This window comes from Sorangiineae bacterium MSr12523 (assembly GCA_037157775.1).
Taxonomy (GTDB): Bacteria; Myxococcota_A; Polyangia; order Polyangiales; family Polyangiaceae; genus Pendulispora; species Pendulispora brunnea.
On the sequence record CP089982.1, the window covers coordinates 1,123,607 to 1,143,891 of the forward strand.

Below are 20,285 nucleotides of genomic sequence, written 5' to 3' on the forward strand. Positions count from 1 at the left end.
ATTTCACCATGCACCGCGACGCTGGATGTGCGCCGCGCATCCGCCCCCCGGCGCGGACCGAACCCGCCAAAAGCGAGGTACTACGAGACGCTCAAGGCTCGCCGCGCCAGCCGGCGGATCCGAACCAGAGACGAGCCCCGAAGGTGATCACCGATGGCAGGTAACCGTCTCGCTTGGAGTCCCCATCGACCATCCATTCGTAACGGCGCATCACGCTGGCCGACGCAAAGATATCGAGGTGCGTCGTGTCGGAGAAGCTCACGGTGGCCTGCGGGCCGACGTTGATCGTCATATAGGAAAACTGCGTGCCGCCTTCACCGTATTTGCGGCCGCTCAGGTGAAAGACGTCGAAATCCAATGCCTCGCGAATGCCCACCGTCAGCCAGGGCGTGGCGCGGAACTCCACGTGGGTCGACGCGGGTATCCAGCCACGAATGCGAAAGCGCTCACGGATGTCCCAATTCAGCGCAACGGCGGGGAAGAACGTACGTGACTGGCGGTTGTAGCCAAGATAAGCGCCGAGCGAGAAGTTGTCGGCGAATTTGTACGTGCCCATGGCCGCGACGGTGAGCGCGAGATCGTCGCTCGAAATGCGCTCTTGGAAATCCGAGCTGAGACCGGATCGGATCTCCCCGCCGATCATCACACGACTGCCGAGTAGCTGGATGAGGCTCACGTTCACCATCGGCGCGTGCAACGTATCGGTGGGCAAACCCTTGCTCGTCGTCTCCGGAAAGTGGAGAAGATCGTACGAGAGTCCGGGAACGAGTATCGTTCGCTCTCCAAGTGGGATTGGATAGGCCGCGCGAAAACGCAATGTCTGAATGCCAATCGAATCCTTGGTATCGCGCGATTGCGGTTTTTCGAGCCCGATTGTCGAGCGCTCGTAGCTGACGGAGGCGGTCGGGCCGGTGGCTTGGGCGCTGGCCGCATTGGTTTCACAAACTACGGCGCACACTGCGAGCGCCGCGAACGTGGTTCTTCGCATGGATGATAAGTCCGTAAGTATTGGCGGGTGAAGTGCCCGGGCATGAGCACATCGTCGACGTGCCCAGCGTTCAGGGCAAAAGATGGGTCATGCGTGACCGCAAGACAACCGGCATTGCCGCAAGCCCCGGGCGCAAAAAAGCAAGACGCTACCGGCGAGGTGATCACGTCCGCATGGGACGAGAAGAACCGCGATCCCCGAACTTCATTTCACGTCGTGTCGGCCATTGGTACTCGGTGAGAGCGGATTGACGAGGGTGGCCACCATCCTCACGAGTGCATCGACCTCGGCGGGCTTGGCGAGATGGCGCTGGTAGCCCACGCGGAGCGCCCGTGCGGCGTCCTCGCTGCGGGCGTAGGCCGTCAATGCAATCGCGGGCACATTTCCCCCCTGATTGGGCGGTAGCGAGCGAACGCGCTGGATGAATGCGAATCCGTCTTCCTCGGGCATTCCAATGTCGCTGACCACCACATCGACGCGACGTTCCAGGAGCAGGTTCATCGCCGAACGCGCCGAGTCTGCCGTGATGACCGATGCACCGGCCCGGCGGAGAGCCTGCTGAACGATCACCCTCGAATCCTCGTCGTCGTCGACCACCAGAACATCCACGCCCACCAGCAACGTCGAATTTCGTTCGGGCGGAGAGGAGGAGCGAGCCGAACTCGCCGTGGGGATCGCCGCGCGAGCTTCCAACTCGGCTTCGTAGATCGCACGGATGGGAAGGGAGACGATGAACGTCGAACCATTGCCTTCGCCCTGGCTTTCGACCGATACGGACCCGCCGTGAAGTTCGGCGATATGACGAGTGATGGCGAGCCCCAGTCCCAATCCGCCGTATTTGCGAGCCATCGAGCTATCGACTTGGCGGAATCGCTCGAAGATGAACGGAAGATGCGCCGCCGGAATACCTGCGCCCGTATCGTGCACCACGAATCGCATCGCGTTGGCTACGCGCTCGACACGCAGCGACACCTTGCCACCCGAAGGGGTGAACTTCACGGCATTGATGAGAAGGTTCCATAGGACTTGCTGAAGGCGATCGGCATCACCCAACAGCGCCACGTTCCGCTCGGCCTTCACCTCCACCTTCAAGGTGACGCCCTTTGCTTCGGCCGCGGGTTGCACGACGTCGCGCGCGGCGTCCACGATGGCTTTGACGTCCACCCGTCGCATGTCGAGCCGCATCTTGCCGCTGATGATGCGCGAGACATCCAGAATGTCTTCGATGAGGCGGGCTTGCGTCTTGGCATTGCGCTCGATCGTCATCAGCGCTCGCTCGAGTGTCGTCGCATCCTGCTCGCCGCCGAGTAGAAGGCCGGACCATCCAAGGATGGCGTTGAGGGGCGTGCGAAGCTCGTGGCTCATGGTCGCCAGAAACTCGTCCTTCAATCGATTGGCGATTTCCGCTTGTTCTCGAAGTTGCTTCTGGTCGTCGACATCGACGTTGGTACCAAACCACCGAACGATACGCCCGCGCGCGTCGCGCAGGGGAATGGCGCGCGAAAGGAACCATCGATATTGCCCATCGTGCCGCCGTAAGCGAAATTCGTCCTCCCAGGGCTCCCCGCTCTCGAGTGCGGCCTTCCATTTGGCAACGACACGCGGCAAATCCTGCGGCTCGTGAACGGATTCCCAGGACCAGCGTTCGGGTTCTTCGGCCTTCATTCCCGTGTATTCGAACCAACGCCGGTTGTACCAGGGAATACGCCCGTCGGGGTCGGCGTACCAAGCAAGCAGCGGCATGGTATCGGCGAGCGTGTGGAACTGCTTCTCGGTTTGATGCAGTGCTTCGGCGCTGGTCTGAAGTTCCGCGCTCAAGGCTTCCGCCTGCTGTCGAGCATAGACCTGTTCGGTCACGTTGAAAGCGCACACCATGATGCCCTCGACGCTGCCGCGCGCATCGAGAAGTGGGGCATAGACGTAGGTGAAATAGACATCCCGAAGTTGTCCGCCCGGTCCGGTTGGCAACCACGCCACCTCGGCTTGGCCATGGTAAGCAATCCCTGTTCGGTAAACGCCGTCCAAGAGACTGGGGAATGGCTGGTTGCTGATTTCGGGGAGGCCCTCCACGAACGGCAGTCCGAGAATGTCCGTCGTCTTGCCCCAGATGTTCAAACATGCTTCGTTCGCGAGCTCCACCACATGATTGGGGCCATGGAAAATGGCCACGGGAAAAGGCGCTTGCATGAAAGCTCGATAGAGATTCGTGCGTTGCTCCTTCGACGCACGGGCCGCTCGAACCGCGGCAAGCCGTGTGGTGATTCGTGCGAAGAGCTCTCGCGCCGTGAACGGTTTGATGAGGTAATCGTCGGCACCGGCCTTGAGCCCTTCGGAAGTCGCCTCCTCGCCGGCACGGGCGGACAGAAGAACCACCGGAAGAGCGCGCGTCGAAACATCGTTGCGCAGAGCGCGAAGGAGCGCAAAACCATCGAGGCCCGGCATCATCACGTCCGACAGCACGAGGTCGGGAGGATTCTGTCGGATGGCCTCCAGCGCGGCTTGCCCATCGCCCACGGAGACGACATCCCAGCGTTCGCGGAGAAGCCGTACGAGGTAATCGCGCATATCGGTGTTGTCGTCCGCCACGAGGATGCGTTCCAGCGGTCCGTCCGTCGCCGGTCTCTCTCGGCCTGTCGTGAATGCGGAAGGCTCCGCGCTGGGGCTCGATACCCAGCGCAGCGCCTCCTCGACGTATGCGCCCGCGGTAACCGCCGTGGATTGGAGCGTGCGGGCGGCGCGAAGGCGATCTTTGGGCAAATGCGCCGCGCCGAACGGAAGACGAATGCAAAACGTCGTTCCCTTGCCCAGCTGGCTCCGCACTTCGATTTGGCCGCCGTGCAGCTGCACGAGTTCTTGCACGAGCGCAAGCCCGATGCCCGAGCCCTCGTAGCTGCGCGAACGGGCCCCTTCGATCCGGTGAAAGCGTTCGAAGAGGCGCGGCAATTCGTCCTCGGCGATGCCAATGCCGGTGTCGCTCACCTCGAGTTCGGCGGCACCGGAGACCGCGCGCACCTGCACCCGAATGGTGCCGGCGAACGTAAACTTGAAGGCGTTCGAAAGCAGATTCAGGACGATCTTTTCCCACATGCCGTGGTCGACGTAGATCGCCTCGGGCAACGGTGGACAATCGATGCCCAGCTCCAAGCCGGCCCGTTCCAGTGCCGAACGAAAGTTGCTCGCGAGTTCGACGGTCAGCGCGGAGAGATCCGTTGGCTCGTAAGAAGCTTCGATACGGCCCGCTTCGATGCGCGAGAAATCCAAAAGCGTATTGACCAACTTCAAGAGGCGGAGCGCGTTCCGGTGAAGAAGATCGATGCGCTCACGCCCTTCCTCCGTCTGGTGCCTCTGATCGGTGCGCATGTCTTCGATGGGCGCGAACATGAGCGTCAGCGGGGTACGAAACTCGTGGCTGATGTTGCTGAAGAAGCGCGTTTTGGCGCGGTCGATCTCCGCGAGCTTCTCCGCCCGTTCGCGCTCGTGCTGGTAGGCCCGCGCATTCCGAATCGCGGATGTCACGTGCTCGGCGGCCAGCTTGAAAAAGGTCTGATACTGCTCGTTCAGCTCTCGATGCGGGCTCGCGGCCATCACCAGGGCGCCGTAGGATCGAGGCTGATCGGGTGCGGTGAGCGGCAGAATGACGGCTTGCCGCGGCGCCTGCTCCCAGGCCCCGCACGGTAGCTCGAACGAGCCAAGATCCACCACGGCGCCGCTCCGTTCGCGCAGAACGCGTCCCAGCGGCCAGCCGTGGGCTTCTTCGTCGAGTGCGAAGGTGGATCCCGCCGAGCTCACCAACTTGGCTGTCTTGCCATCGGGTTGCAGCAGGTAGAAGAACGCGCACGGGATATCCTTGTCGTTCGCCTCCATCGTGCGCGCGGCCATTTCGCACGCTTCCTCCGCGGTCTTGGCGAATGACGATTGCGTCGCCAAATCGCGCAAAGTGGCCAGCTGGCGGCGCGCGTAGACCTCCTCCGTGATCTCGGCGACCGTGGCAAGCACTCCGCCAATGCCGGAAGGCACCGATTCATCGGGAACGGGGCTATAGGCTACTTTGTAATGCGCTTCTTCGACGAATCCCTTTCGATTGAAAAATAGGCAGAGATCATCGCTCGTCGTGGCGGGCTCGCCCCGGAATGGCGCCTCGATCATCGGCCCGATGATGTCCCATATTTCGACCCAGCACTCCGCAGCAGGCTGCGCGAGTGCGCGCGGATGTTTCGCTCCGGGGATAGGCTTGTAGGCGTCGTTGTAAATCTGGATGAACTTCGGGCCCCACCAGAGTAGGAGTGGGAACCGGTTGCGCACCAGAAGTCCCACCATGGTGCGCAATGCCTGCGACCAGCCCGACACCGCGCCGAGCGGGGTGGAGGTCCAATCGATCGCGCTCAGCAGAGCGCCCGTTTCGCCGCCGTGTGCGAAGAGCGACGATGCTTCGGGCGGTAACGGAGAGCCGTTCGAGGATTCGGCGGATTGCCCTTCCTGCGTCATGCTCGCTCACCGAAGCTCAACCACCCGATGCGGACCGCCATGTCTGGATTCTCTACACATCGCTCGCGCCAAGGCCAGAAGAAGCGCTTCTCGAGGAAAATTGGCTGAGCTTATGCCATCGGGCCTCCTACGCTCCCGCTGCCTGATTTCCGCGCGACCAGACTAGAACGTGCCGACCAGTGACATCCCGTATCCGCTGCGGCCAAGGCGGGCTGGTGCCACTTGCCATTGTAGCTTCTGCTGCTGGGCCACGGGCACCGAACGCTTCTGGGCGACGGGCGCAAGGTAACCCTTGCCCTCGATGACTTCGACCCGACGCGTCTCGGGCCAGATGAAGGCGCCCAAGATCTGCAGCGCACCGATGGCTTGGAAGACGCCGTCCACCGCGATGAGCACACGGTTGCCCGTATCGTCGCCGCACGATTGTTGGCCCGAGCCTCCGCAAGGACCACGGTCGGCCAGGTCGATCCAGGGGCCTGCCAACGGTATGAGGAGGCTGCGATCACCATGGTGATCGCTGGTGCTGCCTACGACGGCCGCTGGTGCGTACGCCACGCCGAGGGTGAGCACGCCGCCGATAAGGAGTTTGCGATTGGGCCGATACGTATCGGCGGAAGTGTCACGCTGCACGGTACTTCCCGATTGCGATACGACGACCGGTGCGGACGTGACCGTGGTGGTCGATGGCGTTTGTGAAGCTTGCGGCGTTTGAGGGGTCTGAGGAGTCTGAGGCGCCTGAGGAGTTTGAGGTGTTTGGGGAGCCTGAGGGGTTTGGGGCGTCTGCGGAGTTTGCGACGTTTGTGGCGCCTGCTGCGCCTGCGGGGTGGTAGGGGCCTGGGGGGCCTGTGGAGCTGCTGGCGTTGCAGTCTGTGCGTACGAACTCGCCGTTACACCGAAAGTGCACACCGCTGCCGCGGCTCGAAAAAAGCCTTTCATGACTTCGCTCCTCTCCGATGGGGCGCGCATGTGCGGCCCGCTCGGAGCCCCGAATTGCAACCGCAATGCCCCGCCGTTCGCGATGAATCGAAAAGGGATGTTTTTCAGACGTTCTTTGCGACTTAAGCGCGGATTTGCGAAGCGCACTATTTGCGCAACGCCCTGTGGCCCCTCGTTCTTTACATTTGTGACAAAGCTCGCCTTCGCGGCAAGTTGCTACAAGCGCCGGGTACGACGCGTCGCCAAAGCGTCCTCTTCGCGCGTCATCGTACAAGGCATTGGATGAAATCGTCCTAGGTCTTACCCCGGCATGAGATCGGCAGGCGTTTGATGCCGCGCCAGCTAGAATCTAAAAGCGCCAAAGGGGAACCATGAGCAAACACGAACGCATTTCTGCGGAGCGGTCGGCTCGAGGCCACTTTGCAGGGTTTCTTCATAAGAATCGAAATCTGCTGATCGAACGATGGGTGCAACGGGTCGTGAACGACCCCGAGATCCCGGCCGCCAATAAGCTCTCCCGTCCAGCCCTCGAAGATGATGTTCCAATACTGGTCGACCTGCTCATTGCGAAGTTTGCGCGAAACCCAAGCCAAGAGGTCGAGCACGCGAGCGAAGGCGATCGCGCTTCGGATGTGGCCAGGTCCCATACGCGGCATCGCTTGAATGCGCAATATACGGTCACCGAGGCCCTCCGGGAGCTTTCGCATTTGCGCCGCGCCGTTCACGCGCTCTGCGATGAAAACTTCATCGTGCTCGGCCTCGATGGCGTGGAGCTCCTGCACGCGACCATCGACGAGTGGATGGCGGTTACCGCCAGCGAGTTGGAACGTGCCATCGTTCGCAGCAGCGAGGAAATCATGGCCATCGTGGCACACGATCTGCGAAATCCGCTCCACGTCATTGCGGGGTATGCGCTGCTCTTACAGGAAGGCAGCCCGATCGATGGGCTCGGGGTAGGGGTCGCGCTCGAGCGAAGCGTCCAACAGATGCAGCGATTGATCGAGGATCTACTGGCCATGTCGAAGCTCGAACGGGGACACTTGTCGATCCAGCGGGATCGCGTCGACGCCCGAGCGCTCGTGAAAGGAGTCCTGGAACAACTCCGGCGACTCGCCGATCGAAAGCGGATCACGATGTCGTGCGCCGTCCCGTCGCAGGACGTCTCGATCGAGTGCGATGCCGATCGCATCGAGCAAGCACTTGGAAATCTGATTTCCAATGCCATCAAGTTCACCCCGGAGGGTGGTCGCGTCGACGTGGAGCTGGAGCTGTCCACCACGCACGCCATCTTTTGCGTGCGCGATACGGGGCCTGGCATCTCTGCGGAGTTCCGCGATCGGATTTTTCGGCCGTTCTGGCAAGGATCGAACGATGCAAGGCAGGGCGTTGGCCTTGGGCTCGCGATCGCTAGAGGAATCGTGGAAGCCCATGGCGGTGCCATCGATGTCGGTTCTGCGCCGGGTGGCGGCACGGTCTTCAAATTCGTCATTCCCCTGGTTGAAATGGCTCGCCCGAGCCGGTCCTTTTTCATTGAAAGGTCGAAATAACGACTACGTATCCGTCTTACGACACGACGCGGGGTTGCGCGTCGTCGTGAATCGAGGCTTCATGGGGTCATGAGCTACCTTGGCTGGTCTCGCTGGGCTCCGCTCGCGCTCACGGTGCAGCTCTTCTCCTTGTCGGTCACCTCGACCGCAGCCGCGGAACCAACCGCACGTGGGCCCGCGTACAAGGTCCATCTCGAGCTCGATTTGCCCATCGTTCTCGTGGCCGGGGCGATCGCGTCGAGCTTCTTTTTCTTGCCCGAGGCGCGGGGTGTCGCGTGCGCGCCGAACTGCGATCGTTCGCGGATCAACGGCTTCGACCGGGCGGCCGCGGGGCTCTACGATCCAACGTGGTCCGTCGTGGGGGATATCGCCACGGCAGCCACGCTGATCGGTCCCCTCGTCGTCATCGTGGTCGATGAAGGGCTCGCGAATGGCTTGCGCGACGACCTCGTCGTGGCGGAAGCGATGTTGGTTACCAGCGCGCTGCAGGTTTCCCTGAGCTATGCCGTGGCGAGACCTCGGCCCCGTGTTTACAACGATGACGCGCCGCTCGATGAGCGTACGGATGCGAATGCTGCGCGCTCCTTTTTCAGCGGGCACGTCGCGGACACCGTGGCAACGTCGGTCGCCGCCCTGCGCACGTTCCAGCGACTCGGCAAGCCAGCCTTGGGCTGGGCGGTGTTCAGCGTGGGCCTTGCAGGCTCCGGCGTCGTCGGCGTCGCCCGCGTGGCTTCGGGGGCGCATTTCCCCTCGGATGTCATCGCCGGTGCGGCGATCGGTACGGGAATAGGCATTCTGCTGCCGGCCATCCACGAGTCGGGCGTGCAAATCCTTCCTTTCGCCCAAGCCGATGGCGGTGGGCTCATGGTTGGCGCCGCCTTGCCGTGAGTCCTCCCATGGCTCCGGCATGAGCATTGCGCCGCGAGCACGCTCATGGATTCCCACGCACCTCGCGCGCGATGTCGTCGCGTTCTTGCAACGATGACCACGGTCACCGCGACGATCCTGAGCTTCTTGCCATCGGCCCACGCCTACACGATTTCGAATGTGGCCACGAGCGGATGTCACGAGTCGATCACCAGCGAGGCCCTTCGCAACGTGCGCAAAGTCCGTTCGCAGGCTGCGCCCCTTCCGGCCAACCGCGACGAAACAGCGCTGATCGACGACGTGCAATTTACGCCCGCCGACGATATGAAGGATTTGAACGCCGTGGCACTTTTGCTCGGGGTGCGAGACAACGATCTCAAGGGGGAGGGGGCGAACGATTTGAGCTCGCTCGCGCCCATTCATGGGACGCCCGAGAACCAAAAGGAGCATTGTCTTCGCGGACCGGACCGCAAGGAGCCCAACGGTACATTGCAGGCGGTCGAAGACTGCCACGAATTCATCATGCAGCGCGTGACGGAGGCGCTCGATGGATTGGACGCTGCAGGGGTGCCGAATCCCAATCTGCGAACGGCGCTCACCGTTCACCTTGCCATTCGCGGCCAGATCGATGCGCAACTCCCGACTTATTACGTGCGTATGGGGCAGGCCATTCACGCGGTGCAGGATAGCTTCACGCATACGTACCGCACCGCCGATCAAATGCGGATTACGGTTACCCTCGATTGGCTGGACGCGGTCGCGCGCAGCCACGATGAAGCCCACGATGGCCCGCCGCATTCGTCGGAGCTGGACAAATGCGATGATCTCGACGACCTTCGCCAAAGGCGTCGTGACCTTGCCGTCGAAGCGTCGAGCGCCATCCTCGACGCCACGCTGGATCCGAGCAAAACGCGCGATCAGAAGCTGGAGACCGTTCGCGGGCTCCTCGAGCGGTATCTCGGGTATTCGGCGGGGTGCACCTTCGAGAACAACTGGTGCGACGCGCCGGAGAAACGGTACGCAACCGACGTGGGGTGCGGATGTCGAAGTTCGTCGGACGGGGGGATGGGCACATTCGTGGCCATGGCGGGGCTCATCGCACTCGCCTTGACGGTGCGCCGTCGCCGCCGCCGAGGAGGCGCGGCATTCGGTGCGGCGTTCGCGCTTGCATGGGCGCTCACGACGTCGTCGGCGCGCGCCGAGCCCACGCCCAAAGCGATCCCGCCTGCCGAGCCATTGCCTCCACGAGAGTCGCCCAACGTCGCACTGGGGGTGAGCTTAGGTGTCGCCGGATCGTTCGACAAAACCGCGGTGGCCGGCAACGTTGGCGCGCGCCTACGGGTCAGCAAAATGTGGGTTCTCGGGCTCGACGCGGAGTGGAATCCGTTCATCTCGGCGACCGGCTCCACGTTCCGGATGGGCACCTTCAATGCCTATTTGTCGGGAATGCTGCGGTTTCCGCTTGCCTACGAGAACATCAATTTGCGTACGACGTTGAGCGCCGGGACCTCGACCCTGCTGTTCGATTTGTACGGGGCACCGCGTGCGTCCACCGGCATCTTCGCCCAGCTCTATCCACTGGGAATCGAGTGGAAGGCATCGCGGTTGTTCTACATCATTCTCAATCCACTGGGCGTGGCCGTCCCGGTCCCCCAACTCTCAGGTGTCCCTTTCATGTACCCGCAATACCGGATCAATCTCGCGGTCGAGTTCTATCCGTGAAGTGGCGAGCCATTCTCGAATATGAAGAAGGAACCGCCAAGAACGCCAAAGGCCGCCAGGATCGCCAACTGAACCAACAATAACCGCAAAAAACGAGAGCTTATTGTTGGTTCACCTGGCGATCCTGGCGCCTCTCTTTTGGCGTCCTGGGGGTCCTCTTCCTTTGAATTTTGCCGGTGAGGCCAAACTGCATTGGCCGGGAGAACGCGGCAAAAGTGCCACAGCGAGAAACGCGTTCTCTAGGCAAGGAGGGCATGGCCCAGTTTACGCATAGCCATTGTTTGAAAGGAGCCTCAGCATGCGAACCTCGATGCCATCCCACCTCCAGGAGCGACTCTCGGAGATGCACGCCCTTCGACACGAAGTGCATAGCCGACTTCATCTTGCAGGGCTCGAAGAGATCGTGGAATGGCAGGACTTGGAGGCGGAGTCGATGGAACTCGAGAACGCCCCGGTGTCCGAAATCATCGAGGGAAGGCTCGCCGCCATCATCGAGCGATTCGTAAAACTGCGCGCCTCCATTGCCGAAGGCATTCCAGACTCGCGATCCGTGTTCGTGGCGGCGGCCAAGGTCAGTGAGATCCCAGAGAATTTGGAATCGCCATCAGGCAGGCTTGGAAGGCAAGCCTGAGGGCACTCTCGAACGACGAGGAGGTCGAGCATGAAGACACGCAACGACTCCGCGTCTGATCGCGGGCAGATGCTACGCGGCGGGCAAGCGGATGCAGAAGATGCAGCCTTTGCCGGGAAGATCGCGCACTTCGAGCTTGCCGCCATGAAGTCGGACCGCTTCGTTTACGATTGAAAGACCGAGGCCGACGCCTTCCTTGTCTTTTCGACCGCGAACGAAGGGGGCAAAGAGCGCTTCGCGTTGGTGCGCTGGAAGCCCACCGCATTCGTCCTCCACTTCGATGATGGCTTCGCCGTTCGCGACCCGCGCCCGGACGATGACTTTGCCGTTCTCGTGGCTGTACTTGATGGCATTCTGCACGAGGTTGCTGACCGCAGACGTGAGAAGGAGCGGGTCACCTTCTACTTTGACCTCGCGCTCGCATTCGAGAGCGATGGTGATGTCCCGCTCGAGCACGGCGTCACCGACCACGTTGCGCAGCAGCTCGGTTATCGAGGTCGGCTCGCGTTGTGCCTCGACACCGGCTTCGAGGCGGCTGGCGGTAAGGACTTTCTCGATGAGTGCCTGCATGCGCGCATGGCTACGGTTGATGATGTCTCCCGTCCGACTCTCCGCGCCCAGGCGTCCTTCTTTCAGAATCGCCAGCGCCATGCGCGCCGTCGATAGCGAGTTTCTCAACTCGTGCGCGAGCTGACCGATTTGCTTCGTTTTCGGATCCAGCCCGCGAGATTGCTCGTCGCGAAAATAGGTTTCGAGCGCGGTGGCAATCGCACTATCCACGGACTGATTGAAAACGCGATATTCCGCAGCGGAGAAAGACAAACCACGCGAACCAGCCAGTTCTCCCAGCTGATCGGAGACCGCTCCAAAGCTTGCCACGAGCGCTTGGATCGAAGCGCCTCGCCGTCGCGTCTCTTTGCCGAGCTCCGCGGCCACGGGCTTTACGATATCCAGCGACGTAGGCGATGGGGCAGGACCGGCTGGCTGCTCGATGGCCGCGACGACATCTTCGATGAATCGACGAAGATGATAGGCGAGAATTTCATCCGCCTGCTCCGGCCATCGCTCGCGCACCTTCCCCACTGCGCGTCCTACGAGTGTGTCGCGTTCGCTCTTCAAAAAATCATGCAGATCCATCATTTCGCACCCCATGCGGCCCACGCGAATAGCGCATCGGGGCGCCACGGGTGGATCCGCTATTCCCTCTTTGGAAGGTTTGGCGACGCCTTGGGCTCGAGCGCACTTTGCCCTGGCGCGCGCGTCGTGCCTTCTCGTTCTTGCTCGGGCTCGCGTTGCTCGTGCACGTCGTCCTTGCCTGGCTTCTTCAGGATCTCTCGTTTGGCCGAATCTTCCTTCGGATCCGATTTTTGCGAATGTTGCGAATGTGTGGTCATTCCCTCGCCTCGTTCCGTTGCGCTCATGAATCGTGATCGAAGCAAGCGTCGAGCCTACGTCATCCTTTCGCTCGGCGCGCTTTGGTGGCGTGGATGTTCGCAGAAGATATCGCGAGAAATACGATTTCGTACGTCTCACCCGCGGGTGCCGCAGGATGCGCTGCTGCTCGGAAGGTCGCGGTTCGTACGAGCTGATCGATCATGGTGAGCGCGTCGGCGCGCGATGGTGCATTGCAATGACAACTCAGGGACGGGCACGACGCGGAAACGGTGCCGTCTTCCTGGCATTCGAGATAAACGGGAACGTCGAGCCTCGAGTCCATGGGTCTATGCTCTCCGCTTGGTGGATACGACGAAGTACCGCAGGCCCAGTTTGACGGCTGGGATCGATCTCGTTCGACGCTGCGTCATGATGGCCCTCCTTTCCGTGCGATGGCTTGTCTTGGATAGGAGAGCAGAAAGCAAGCCATGGACGTGCCTGGGCTTCGACCGCCGGCATCTGGACGCAGGATCCGAAACCTGGGGTTGCCTCGAATGGAATCGTCGAGTGGAGACTTGCCACGTCTGTCGCAGGAGCGGCGTTCATTGTGACGATATCGGAAGAAATACCGCACAATTTGCGCGCAAATTGTGCGGTAGAATTCGCCCTTTGCACCCGACGGCCGAGGATACGTTCTTGCTTCGACGCAGCGCATGTCCAACATGGCAGATCGAGCCCATCAAGTGATCGAGTCGTACAAGGGAGACACCGAAGAGGAGCTGCCCATCACGGCGTACGTGGGACTCAGTGTCGCGTTTCTCGGAGGCTTTGTCACCGTGCTCGGTCTCACGGTTCGAAAGCGAAAGCTCCCGATCCGAATGGAAACGAGGGACATGCTCCTCATCGGGCTCGCCACGCATTGGCTGACACGTGTCGTGAGCCGTGAGCGCGTAACCATTCCGCTGCGCGCTCCCTTCACGCGCCGGACGAAGAGCCAGCGCTCCGGTGATATCAAAGAGAAGCCGAGGGGCGCGGGGCTCCGACGCGCAGTCGGCAGCCTCGTAACATGCCCATTTTGCATGGGCCCCTGGACTGCCTCGGTGCTGAGCGTTGGGTTGATTTGGTTTCCCCGCCCGGCGCGATGGGCCATGGGGATGTTCGGAGCGGTTGCCGTCTCGGATTTTCTACATCACATTTATGCACGCGTACGGCAACATTGATCGGGCCTTCCAACATTACACATCTTGGACCGGATCGATTGCCGATCGGCCATCGCGCATGGGCGAATTGGCCGGGCTACGTACCGAGCGACGTACCGTATCGAGCAGGGCATTCAACTGCACGGGCTTCGTCAGAAACTCGACGCCCATGGGAAGTGCATCGTTGGCGAACTCCTTGGTCGAGACGACGACCACCGGTATCCGCGCCAGACGAGGATCGTCCCGGAGCTCGCTCAAGCATTGCCAGCCATCCATGACCGGCATGTGCAAGTCCAGAAGGATCAAGCCGGGCATCTGCAATGATTGCCGCAGATGCTTCAGAGCTTTCTGCCCATCGGGCATTTGCACGACATCGTAGCCTTCGTCCGCGAGAACGCCGGCAAGCATGCCCCGGATCTCCGGGTCATCGTCGACCACCAGGATACCGGTCGCATGAGCGGCAACGGAGTCGGGTGATCGAGCGCCATTTCGAGCGTGCACGTTCCCCATCGGAAGACTGACGAAAAACGTCGTTCCTCGACCCAATTGGCTTTCGACCCAAATACGACCTTCATGGGCCGACACGATGCCTTTGGCGATGAACAAGCCGAGCCCTCGCCCCTTCTGCGACGTCTCTTCGGCTTGCCAGAAACGCTCGAACAGGCGCGGCATCTGGGCTTCCGAAATGCCCACACCCGAATCCGAGACGAGGAAGACGATGTTCTCCCCGCGCTTTTCCGTGCGCAGCGTGATGAGCCCGCCCTCGTCGGTGAATTTCACGGCGTTCGTGATCAAGTTCGACAAGACCTGATGGATGCGTTCCTCGTCGCAGGAGAGCCAAATGGCTTCTCGGGGAGAATGGATTTCGAGCCGAATGTTCTTCTGCATGGCCTGCGCGGAGAATGCCGTTTCCACGTCGGCAAAGAGCTTGGAGACCGTGGTTTCGGACTTGCGGATGGGCAGATGGCCGGACTGGATGCTCGAGCAATCGAGCAGATCACTGAGCAGTCGGTCCATCCTCCGTGCGGAACGCAATGCAATTTGCAGCAATCCATTGGCCTTGGATTCGGCGGAATCTTTGAGGCGAGCCTCCGCCGTGGACGTGGCGAGCACGATGCCATTGAGCGGTTGCTTCAAATCGTGCGACACCATGGCAAGAATATCGTCTCGCGCGCGGATGGCGATCTGCGCCGCCTCGTACAAGCGAGCGTTGTCGAGTGCCATCGCTGCGCGCCGCGCCACGTCTTGCGCGATTGCGAGCTCCCGGCTGCCATAGTGACGGTCGGAATCGGCCATGATGAGCGTCAGCACGCCCAGGGTTCGGCCCCGTGCCGTCAAAGGAATGAGCATGACCGATTTGGCCATGCCGGCGACGGCATCCGGCACGCAGCCAGGCCATGACGAGATGTCGGAGAGCACGCGCGCCTCACCCGATCGTAGAACCTCGGCCTGTGGTGCCATCGAATCGGCTTTCGGGACGGATCGCTTGACCGCATCCGCGAGAACCGCCTTGCTTGGATCCGCGAATGCCGCGTCCAGACGCTCGAGTTGGTTCTGCTCGTCGAGAATGTCCAAAAAGCAAATGTCTGCCAGAACGGGCACCGCGAGGCGTATGACCGCGGAGAGGGTATTCGCATATTCGAGGGACGATGACAGCGTATCGCTTGCATCGGCCAAGAAGCGCAAGACGTTCTCGGAAATCTTCAATTCCGAAATGTTGGTCAGTGCAGTCCTGCACGCGATGACGTTGCCCGACGGCCCCAGCACGGGATTCGAAATCATCTGAACGACCACGGGGGGTTGGCCTTTGGTCGAGAAGGTGACCTCGGTCGTGACGCGCACCCGCTCGGCGGCGCAGGCTTTCAGATGACGCCGGAGCGCGTGCGGGTCAGTCATCCTCACCAAGGAAGTCAATGGCTTGCTTACCGCCTCCGCTCGAGCCACGCAAAAGAGCAATGCTGCAGTCAAGTTGAGCTCGAGAATGCATCCGTTCAGGTCGAAGGTGCAGTAGCCAATCGGGGCGAAGTCGAACAAATCGACGTAACGGCTGCGTGATTCCTCGAGCTGTTCCTGCGCATCTCGAAGCTCACGATTTTGGGCTTCGAGCTCGATTTGATGAACCTGCAGCTCGTGAAGCAGGCGCTGTTGTTCCGTCAGGTCCGGCTTCGAGGCGAGTGTCTGAAGCACATGGACCGGCTCCTTGCTCGGTGAGTCGTGTTCCGTCCTCATGTATTGCCTCCGCGGCGGTCGGAAGTTCATGTCGCTCTTGGCGTCGTTCCGGGCCTCTATGAGTCTGCATCGCCTGCAGACGAATGGAGCAAGCGCGAGGCCAATACTGCGGTGATCCTCGGAAATCGAAGGGGCACGCGGCCCCACTCAATCGGAGTCATGTGCGTCGATGACTCAATGAGCCCTTCTGTCCCACGTCGGGCTCACGTCGGGTTTTCACCTCGAGGTCGATATTCCCGTCGACCACGTCACCAAGGTCGTCGCACGACCGCGTCAAAAATCGATGCTGGCCGAGGCCAAGGCCATCGGTCCGGGGCGCGCGGAGCCGCGCGGCGAGTTCCAAGCGACGAGCCCTTGAAGAACGATGCGCTCGTAGCGCACCGACGCGAGTCCGCCGCCCTGAAGCTGGAATGGGCGTCCGGTATCCTCGTCCGTCTTGTATTCGTCCATGAGCTCCGTGCGCGCGCGCGCCTCGGCGCCCAATTGCAGGGTCCCCACGAGTCGCACGGTGGCGACGGCCGAGGCCGCGAAATCCACGTCGTTTCGGCTTCCGACGCCCTTCCCGATGGCCGCGTTCGACATCAAGAGAACGGGGCCGAATACGCGTCCCAGCGCGAGCGCTGTCTCCACCTGACCACCGGCGGCCTCCGGACCGAGTCCGCGGTACGTAATGGTCGACATCAGGTCCACGCCGCTCCGATCCTGGGACACCCATTGCCGGCGCAACTGCACCGCCGGATACGACAGCGGCTCGGACGAATACATCGAGATCTGCGCGGCAAAGCGCCCATCGATCGACCAAAGCATCCGTGTCTCGATGGCGGCGGTCGACGATTCATTCTCCGCGCGCTCGCGTTCGATCGAACCGATGGCGCCCACGCGAACGATTCCGGCCTGCGGTACAGCTGCGGCTTGCGTAAAGATCGCGTCGGTCGACCGCGGATCGGGCTGGGCAGCCGCCGGCGCCGCTGCAGCGATCGACCCAAGCACGAAGAGCATCGCCAGCGCACGCCTCTCGAACATGCGCGGACGCTCTGCATTGTACGTTCCTACGAAGTCCGCGCTCGTCGCGAGGTCGTTGTCAACGTGGTGGGTATTGAATGCCGTGGAAAGCATCCATGGCAGCATGCTGCCAAAGCGGAAATGCATTTGCGACGTCGTCGACATCCGCGAGCGCGATCCTCGAACGGCGTCACGAAGAGAAGAAGAAACCGCCAGGACGCCAAAAGAGAGGCGCCAGGATCGCCAGGTGAACCAACAATAAACTCTTTTTTTTATTTATTGTTGGTTCAGTCGAGAATCGTGCTCGCCCACTTGGTGTTCGGGTGCTCGAGAGCGAGGGCATGGTGTGTGCACCCATACGGGTATGCCCGATTCGAACCGCTCGCGCTCCCTCGTTCTTGCCGAGCTCAGTGCCGCGTCTGGTCAAGAAGAAGCAATGGGTAGCTGCGCGTGAATCCGGAAGATGTTCGGCTCGGGGATTGGAAGCGTATTCTGCTTGGGAGTACGCCAGCATGGTTCATCGTCGAGGTCCTACTTCGCGCGGCCGTGCTCTATCTCGTGTTGCTCTTGGTTCTGCGCGTGCTCGGGAAGCGGCTGGCGGGGCAGGTCACCATCCTGGAAATGGGCGTGATGATCACCCTGGGGGCCATTGTCTCGGCACCGATGCAGACGGCCGACAAGGGCATCCTCATTGGCATTCTGTTGCTCTGTTGCACCCTCGCGTTTCAACGAGGGGTGGGCGCCGGTGGGGTCGCCTCGGAAAAGTTCGAATTGGCCACGCAAGGCGACACCGTCATGCTCATCAAGGACAGCGTTCTCTTGCTGAAGGCTCTTCACCAAGCAGGCCTTTCCCGCCATGTCATTTTCGCAGCGCTGCGCAGCAAGGGCATTTGCCACTTGGGCGAGATCAAACGCGTGTACCTCGAAGGGAGCGGTAATTACAGCATCGTTCGCCGGGAGGTGGAGGTGGCGGGATTGTGCATTCTCATCGACGACGGCGGCCTCGGCATTCACTGCCCGTGCTCCAAAAATGGATATGCCTGCGAACATTGCGGTTGGGTCGTCGACGAGGATCGCTTTCTCGCACCCTGTCCGAACTGCCGAAGCCTTCAATGGGCCAGCGCCGTAAAGGGGTAAGCTCGTGGCACCCGAGTCCATCGCTCCCACCGACTACCATCGAATCCTCCTGGGGCGCGTACCATGGACCTTTGCCATCGAGGTCGTGATCCGCATCGGTGTCGTTTATGTGCTCCTCCTCGTGGCCATGCGTCTCATGGGCAAACGCATGTCGTCCCAAGCGACCCGAAATGAGCTCGCGGCACTGGTGTCTCTGGCGGCCGCCGTGGGGCCCGCCATCCAGGATCCGAAGAACGGGTTTCTACCTCCCGTCATCGTCGCAGCGGTGGTGGTGGCCACCCAGCGACTTGCGGCGGAAGGTACCATCAAAAGCGCGCGCTTCGAATGGCTCATGCAAGGTTCCCCATCGCTACTGCGGCAGGAACAATGCAAAGACGAGGACCAGCGCGTGTGCGTGCGTTGTGGTCACGTGGAGCCAAAGAAGAATGCCTCTCGACGATGCCGCCGCTGTCACGGGAGCGCGTGGGAGGTTCCCGTCATGCCCTCCGAGCGCTCCGTTCGAAAGACGGGCACATGAAGGCGAAGTTTCGACCCCCAAGAGATACCGAGCAACGAAGGGAGGCTCTTTCGCACCATCGAAAAATGAAGATGGCCAAGTGCGTCCAGGCTTTCGTGCGCGGCAGCCCCGAGAGATTCTCCGAATGGTTCGATACCGCGGCGAATCGAAATGTGCCTGTCGGGCCGCAGATATGGATCTGCGGAGATTGCCACGTGGGCAACATCGGCCCTCTAGGCGACGCGAGCCAGCACGTCTCCGTGGAGGTGCGCGACGTGGATCAGACGGTCATCGGAAATCCCTCGCACGACGTCCTTCGTCTCGCGCTCTCGTTGGCGATGGCCGCGCGTGAGTCCGACTTGCCAGGCGTGACCACGGCTCGGATCGTCGAGCAACTCATTTCGGGATACGTCGCGGCGGTTTCCCGCGGCCATCGCGACGATGGCACGGCGGCACGAAAGCCCGAGTCGATCCAATTCGGTTTCAAGCGGGCGCTCCGGCGAACGTGGAAAGACCTTTTCGAGGAGCGGCTCGAGGATACCTCCCCGACGATACCCCGTGGCGTGCACTTCTGGCCGTTGCTCCAGGAGGAGAAGTCCGCCATCGAGACACTGTTTGCGACGGAAGACGTTCGAAAGCTCGTGGCATTGCCCCCCGAGTGCGCGGAGGTCGCGCGGGTGCGCGTCGTCGATGCGGCATTTTGGCGGAAAGGCTGCAGCTCGCTCGGTCGCCTCCGCATGGCGGTGCTGGTTCGGATCGACCCGCCGCCGAAAGGAAAAGAGAAGCTGTCCTTGATCGATATCAAAGAGGCGGCGAAGCCATGCGCGCCCCGCTACGAACTTGCCCAGATGCCGCGCTCGAATGCCGAAAGGGTCGTTCGAGGCGCCACGAGCATTACACCTCCATTGGGTGCAAGAATGCTCGCCGCGCGGTTGCTGGATCATTCGGTGGTTCTGCGCGAGGTGCTGCCGCAAGATCTCAAGTTCGACTTTGGGCGCCTATCCCAAGACGAGGCAAGAAAGATTGCCCATTACCTCGGGTTCATCGTGGGGCGGGCGCACGCGCGCCAGATGGGCGATTCGGAACGCGAAGCTTGGTGTCGCGAGCTTGGCCGGCATCCGAAAAGCATCGATGTCCCATCGTGGCTTTGGACGAGCGTGGTCGAGCTGGCCGCGTTGCACGAGGCCGCATATCTGGAACATTGCCGCAGGTACGCCTTGGAGAGCCGCGGATAACCAAAGCCGTATCGCGGGAACGCGATGTGCTCCTCCTCCGGCCATGCATGCCAAACAGATCGTGGCCGCGGTGCAGTCCGCCGTTTTCGTTGGTACGGGCATTTGGCCCATCGTGAGCCCGCGCTCCTTCCAATCCGTCACGGGGCCCAAACGCGACATGTGGCTTGCGCAGACAATCGGGCTGCTCATTGCAAGCGTGGGCGCTACGTTGGGGGTTGGCGCCCGCCGACGCATTCGCTCCGAGGTCGCCATGCTCGGTGCGTCGAGCGCAGCGGCACTCGCGATTTGCGATGTCGCGTTCGTCGCGAAGCGACGGATCTCGCGCGTGTACCTCTTGGATGCGCTTCTGGAAACCGGCTTCGTGGCAGGTTGGCTTCTTCCCACCAGATCGCCGCAAACGCGGCTCGAGACCCCCTGAGCGTGCCGAGCATGAAGGA

General features: G+C 61.6%; 17 protein-coding genes. 9 read left to right on the top strand and 8 right to left on the bottom strand.

Annotated features, from left to right (window positions below):
- Positions 1–91: 91 nt before the first annotated feature.
- From LZC95_04820 to LZC95_04830, 3 genes are all read right to left on the bottom strand, one after another.
- Positions 92–988: a DUF6268 family outer membrane beta-barrel protein gene (locus tag LZC95_04820; GenBank protein WXA96159.1), complete on the bottom strand. Its 897-nt coding sequence runs from the start codon at positions 986–988 to the stop codon at positions 92–94.
- A 204-nt stretch (positions 989–1,192) separates the two neighbouring features.
- On the bottom strand, positions 1,193–5,473 hold the full coding sequence (locus LZC95_04825) for an ATP-binding protein (GenBank protein ID WXA96160.1): 4,281 nt from the start codon (positions 5,471–5,473) through the stop codon (positions 1,193–1,195).
- A 162-nt stretch (positions 5,474–5,635) separates the two neighbouring features.
- Positions 5,636–6,103 carry a hypothetical protein gene (locus tag LZC95_04830; GenBank protein ID WXA96161.1) on the bottom strand — a complete coding sequence of 156 codons (468 nt, stop codon included), beginning with the start codon at positions 6,101–6,103 and terminating at the stop codon, positions 5,636–5,638.
- 677 nt (positions 6,104–6,780) lie between these two features.
- On the opposite strand from LZC95_04830, the gene LZC95_04835 reads away from it, so the two are divergent.
- The 4 genes from LZC95_04835 to LZC95_04850 all read left to right on the top strand — a co-directional run bounded on the left by LZC95_04835 (position 6,781) and on the right by LZC95_04850 (position 11,176).
- Complete coding sequence (locus LZC95_04835) at positions 6,781–7,956, top strand: sensor histidine kinase (GenBank protein ID WXA96162.1); 1,176 nt, start codon at positions 6,781–6,783, stop codon at positions 7,954–7,956.
- A 69-nt stretch (positions 7,957–8,025) separates the two neighbouring features.
- Positions 8,026–8,844 (top strand): phosphatase PAP2 family protein, encoded by an 819-nt coding sequence (locus LZC95_04840; protein WXA96163.1) that lies wholly within the window; start codon positions 8,026–8,028, stop codon positions 8,842–8,844.
- 93 nt (positions 8,845–8,937) lie between these two features.
- Positions 8,938–10,545: an MYXO-CTERM sorting domain-containing protein gene (locus LZC95_04845; GenBank protein ID WXA96164.1), complete on the top strand. Its 1,608-nt coding sequence runs from the start codon at positions 8,938–8,940 to the stop codon at positions 10,543–10,545.
- Positions 10,546–10,843: 298 nt separating this feature from the next.
- Entirely contained in the window at positions 10,844–11,176 is a 333-nt protein-coding gene (locus tag LZC95_04850; GenBank protein WXA96165.1) for a hypothetical protein, read from the top strand.
- Positions 11,177–11,248: 72 nt separating this feature from the next.
- On the opposite strand, the gene LZC95_04855 is transcribed toward LZC95_04850, so the two are convergent.
- The 3 genes from LZC95_04855 to LZC95_04865 are packed head-to-tail and all read right to left on the bottom strand — an operon-like array spanning position 11,249 to position 12,893.
- Positions 11,249–12,316 (bottom strand): HAMP domain-containing histidine kinase, encoded by a 1,068-nt coding sequence (locus LZC95_04855; protein ID WXA96166.1) that lies wholly within the window; start codon positions 12,314–12,316, stop codon positions 11,249–11,251.
- 56 nt (positions 12,317–12,372) lie between these two features.
- Complete coding sequence (locus LZC95_04860) at positions 12,373–12,570, bottom strand: hypothetical protein (protein WXA96167.1); 198 nt, start codon at positions 12,568–12,570, stop codon at positions 12,373–12,375.
- A 59-nt stretch (positions 12,571–12,629) separates the two neighbouring features.
- Positions 12,630–12,893: a hypothetical protein gene (locus LZC95_04865; GenBank protein ID WXA96168.1), complete on the bottom strand. Its 264-nt coding sequence runs from the start codon at positions 12,891–12,893 to the stop codon at positions 12,630–12,632.
- Between the two features lie 370 nt (positions 12,894–13,263).
- Here LZC95_04865 and LZC95_04870 point away from each other — a divergent pair, with 370 nt between their 5' ends.
- Positions 13,264–13,770: a DUF1360 domain-containing protein gene (locus LZC95_04870; GenBank protein ID WXA96169.1), complete on the top strand. Its 507-nt coding sequence runs from the start codon at positions 13,264–13,266 to the stop codon at positions 13,768–13,770.
- Positions 13,771–13,785: 15 nt separating this feature from the next.
- Here the strand turns inward: LZC95_04870 and LZC95_04875 are convergent, their stop codons facing one another.
- The gene (locus LZC95_04875) at positions 13,786–15,978 is read right to left on the bottom strand and encodes an ATP-binding protein (GenBank protein ID WXA96170.1); all 2,193 of its coding nucleotides are present in this window, start codon (positions 15,976–15,978) and stop codon (positions 13,786–13,788) included.
- Between the two features lie 273 nt (positions 15,979–16,251).
- Positions 16,252–17,145 carry a hypothetical protein gene (locus LZC95_04880; protein WXA96171.1) on the bottom strand — a complete coding sequence of 298 codons (894 nt, stop codon included), beginning with the start codon at positions 17,143–17,145 and terminating at the stop codon, positions 16,252–16,254.
- Between the two features lie 285 nt (positions 17,146–17,430).
- Between LZC95_04880 and LZC95_04885 the strand changes: the two genes are divergently transcribed.
- The 4 genes from LZC95_04885 (at position 17,431) to LZC95_04900 (ending at position 20,266) form a co-directional block, all read left to right on the top strand.
- On the top strand, positions 17,431–18,117 hold the full coding sequence (locus LZC95_04885; GenBank protein WXA96172.1) for a DUF421 domain-containing protein: 687 nt from the start codon (positions 17,431–17,433) through the stop codon (positions 18,115–18,117).
- Between the two features lie 4 nt (positions 18,118–18,121).
- Positions 18,122–18,634, top strand: a complete 513-nt coding sequence (locus LZC95_04890) for a hypothetical protein (GenBank protein ID WXA96173.1) — start codon at positions 18,122–18,124, stop codon at positions 18,632–18,634.
- A gap of 65 nt (positions 18,635–18,699) precedes the next feature.
- Entirely contained in the window at positions 18,700–19,848 is a 1,149-nt protein-coding gene (locus LZC95_04895) for a DUF2252 domain-containing protein (GenBank protein WXA96174.1), read from the top strand.
- Between the two features lie 43 nt (positions 19,849–19,891).
- Positions 19,892–20,266: a hypothetical protein gene (locus LZC95_04900; protein ID WXA96175.1), complete on the top strand. Its 375-nt coding sequence runs from the start codon at positions 19,892–19,894 to the stop codon at positions 20,264–20,266.
- Positions 20,267–20,285: the final 19 nt, after the last annotated feature.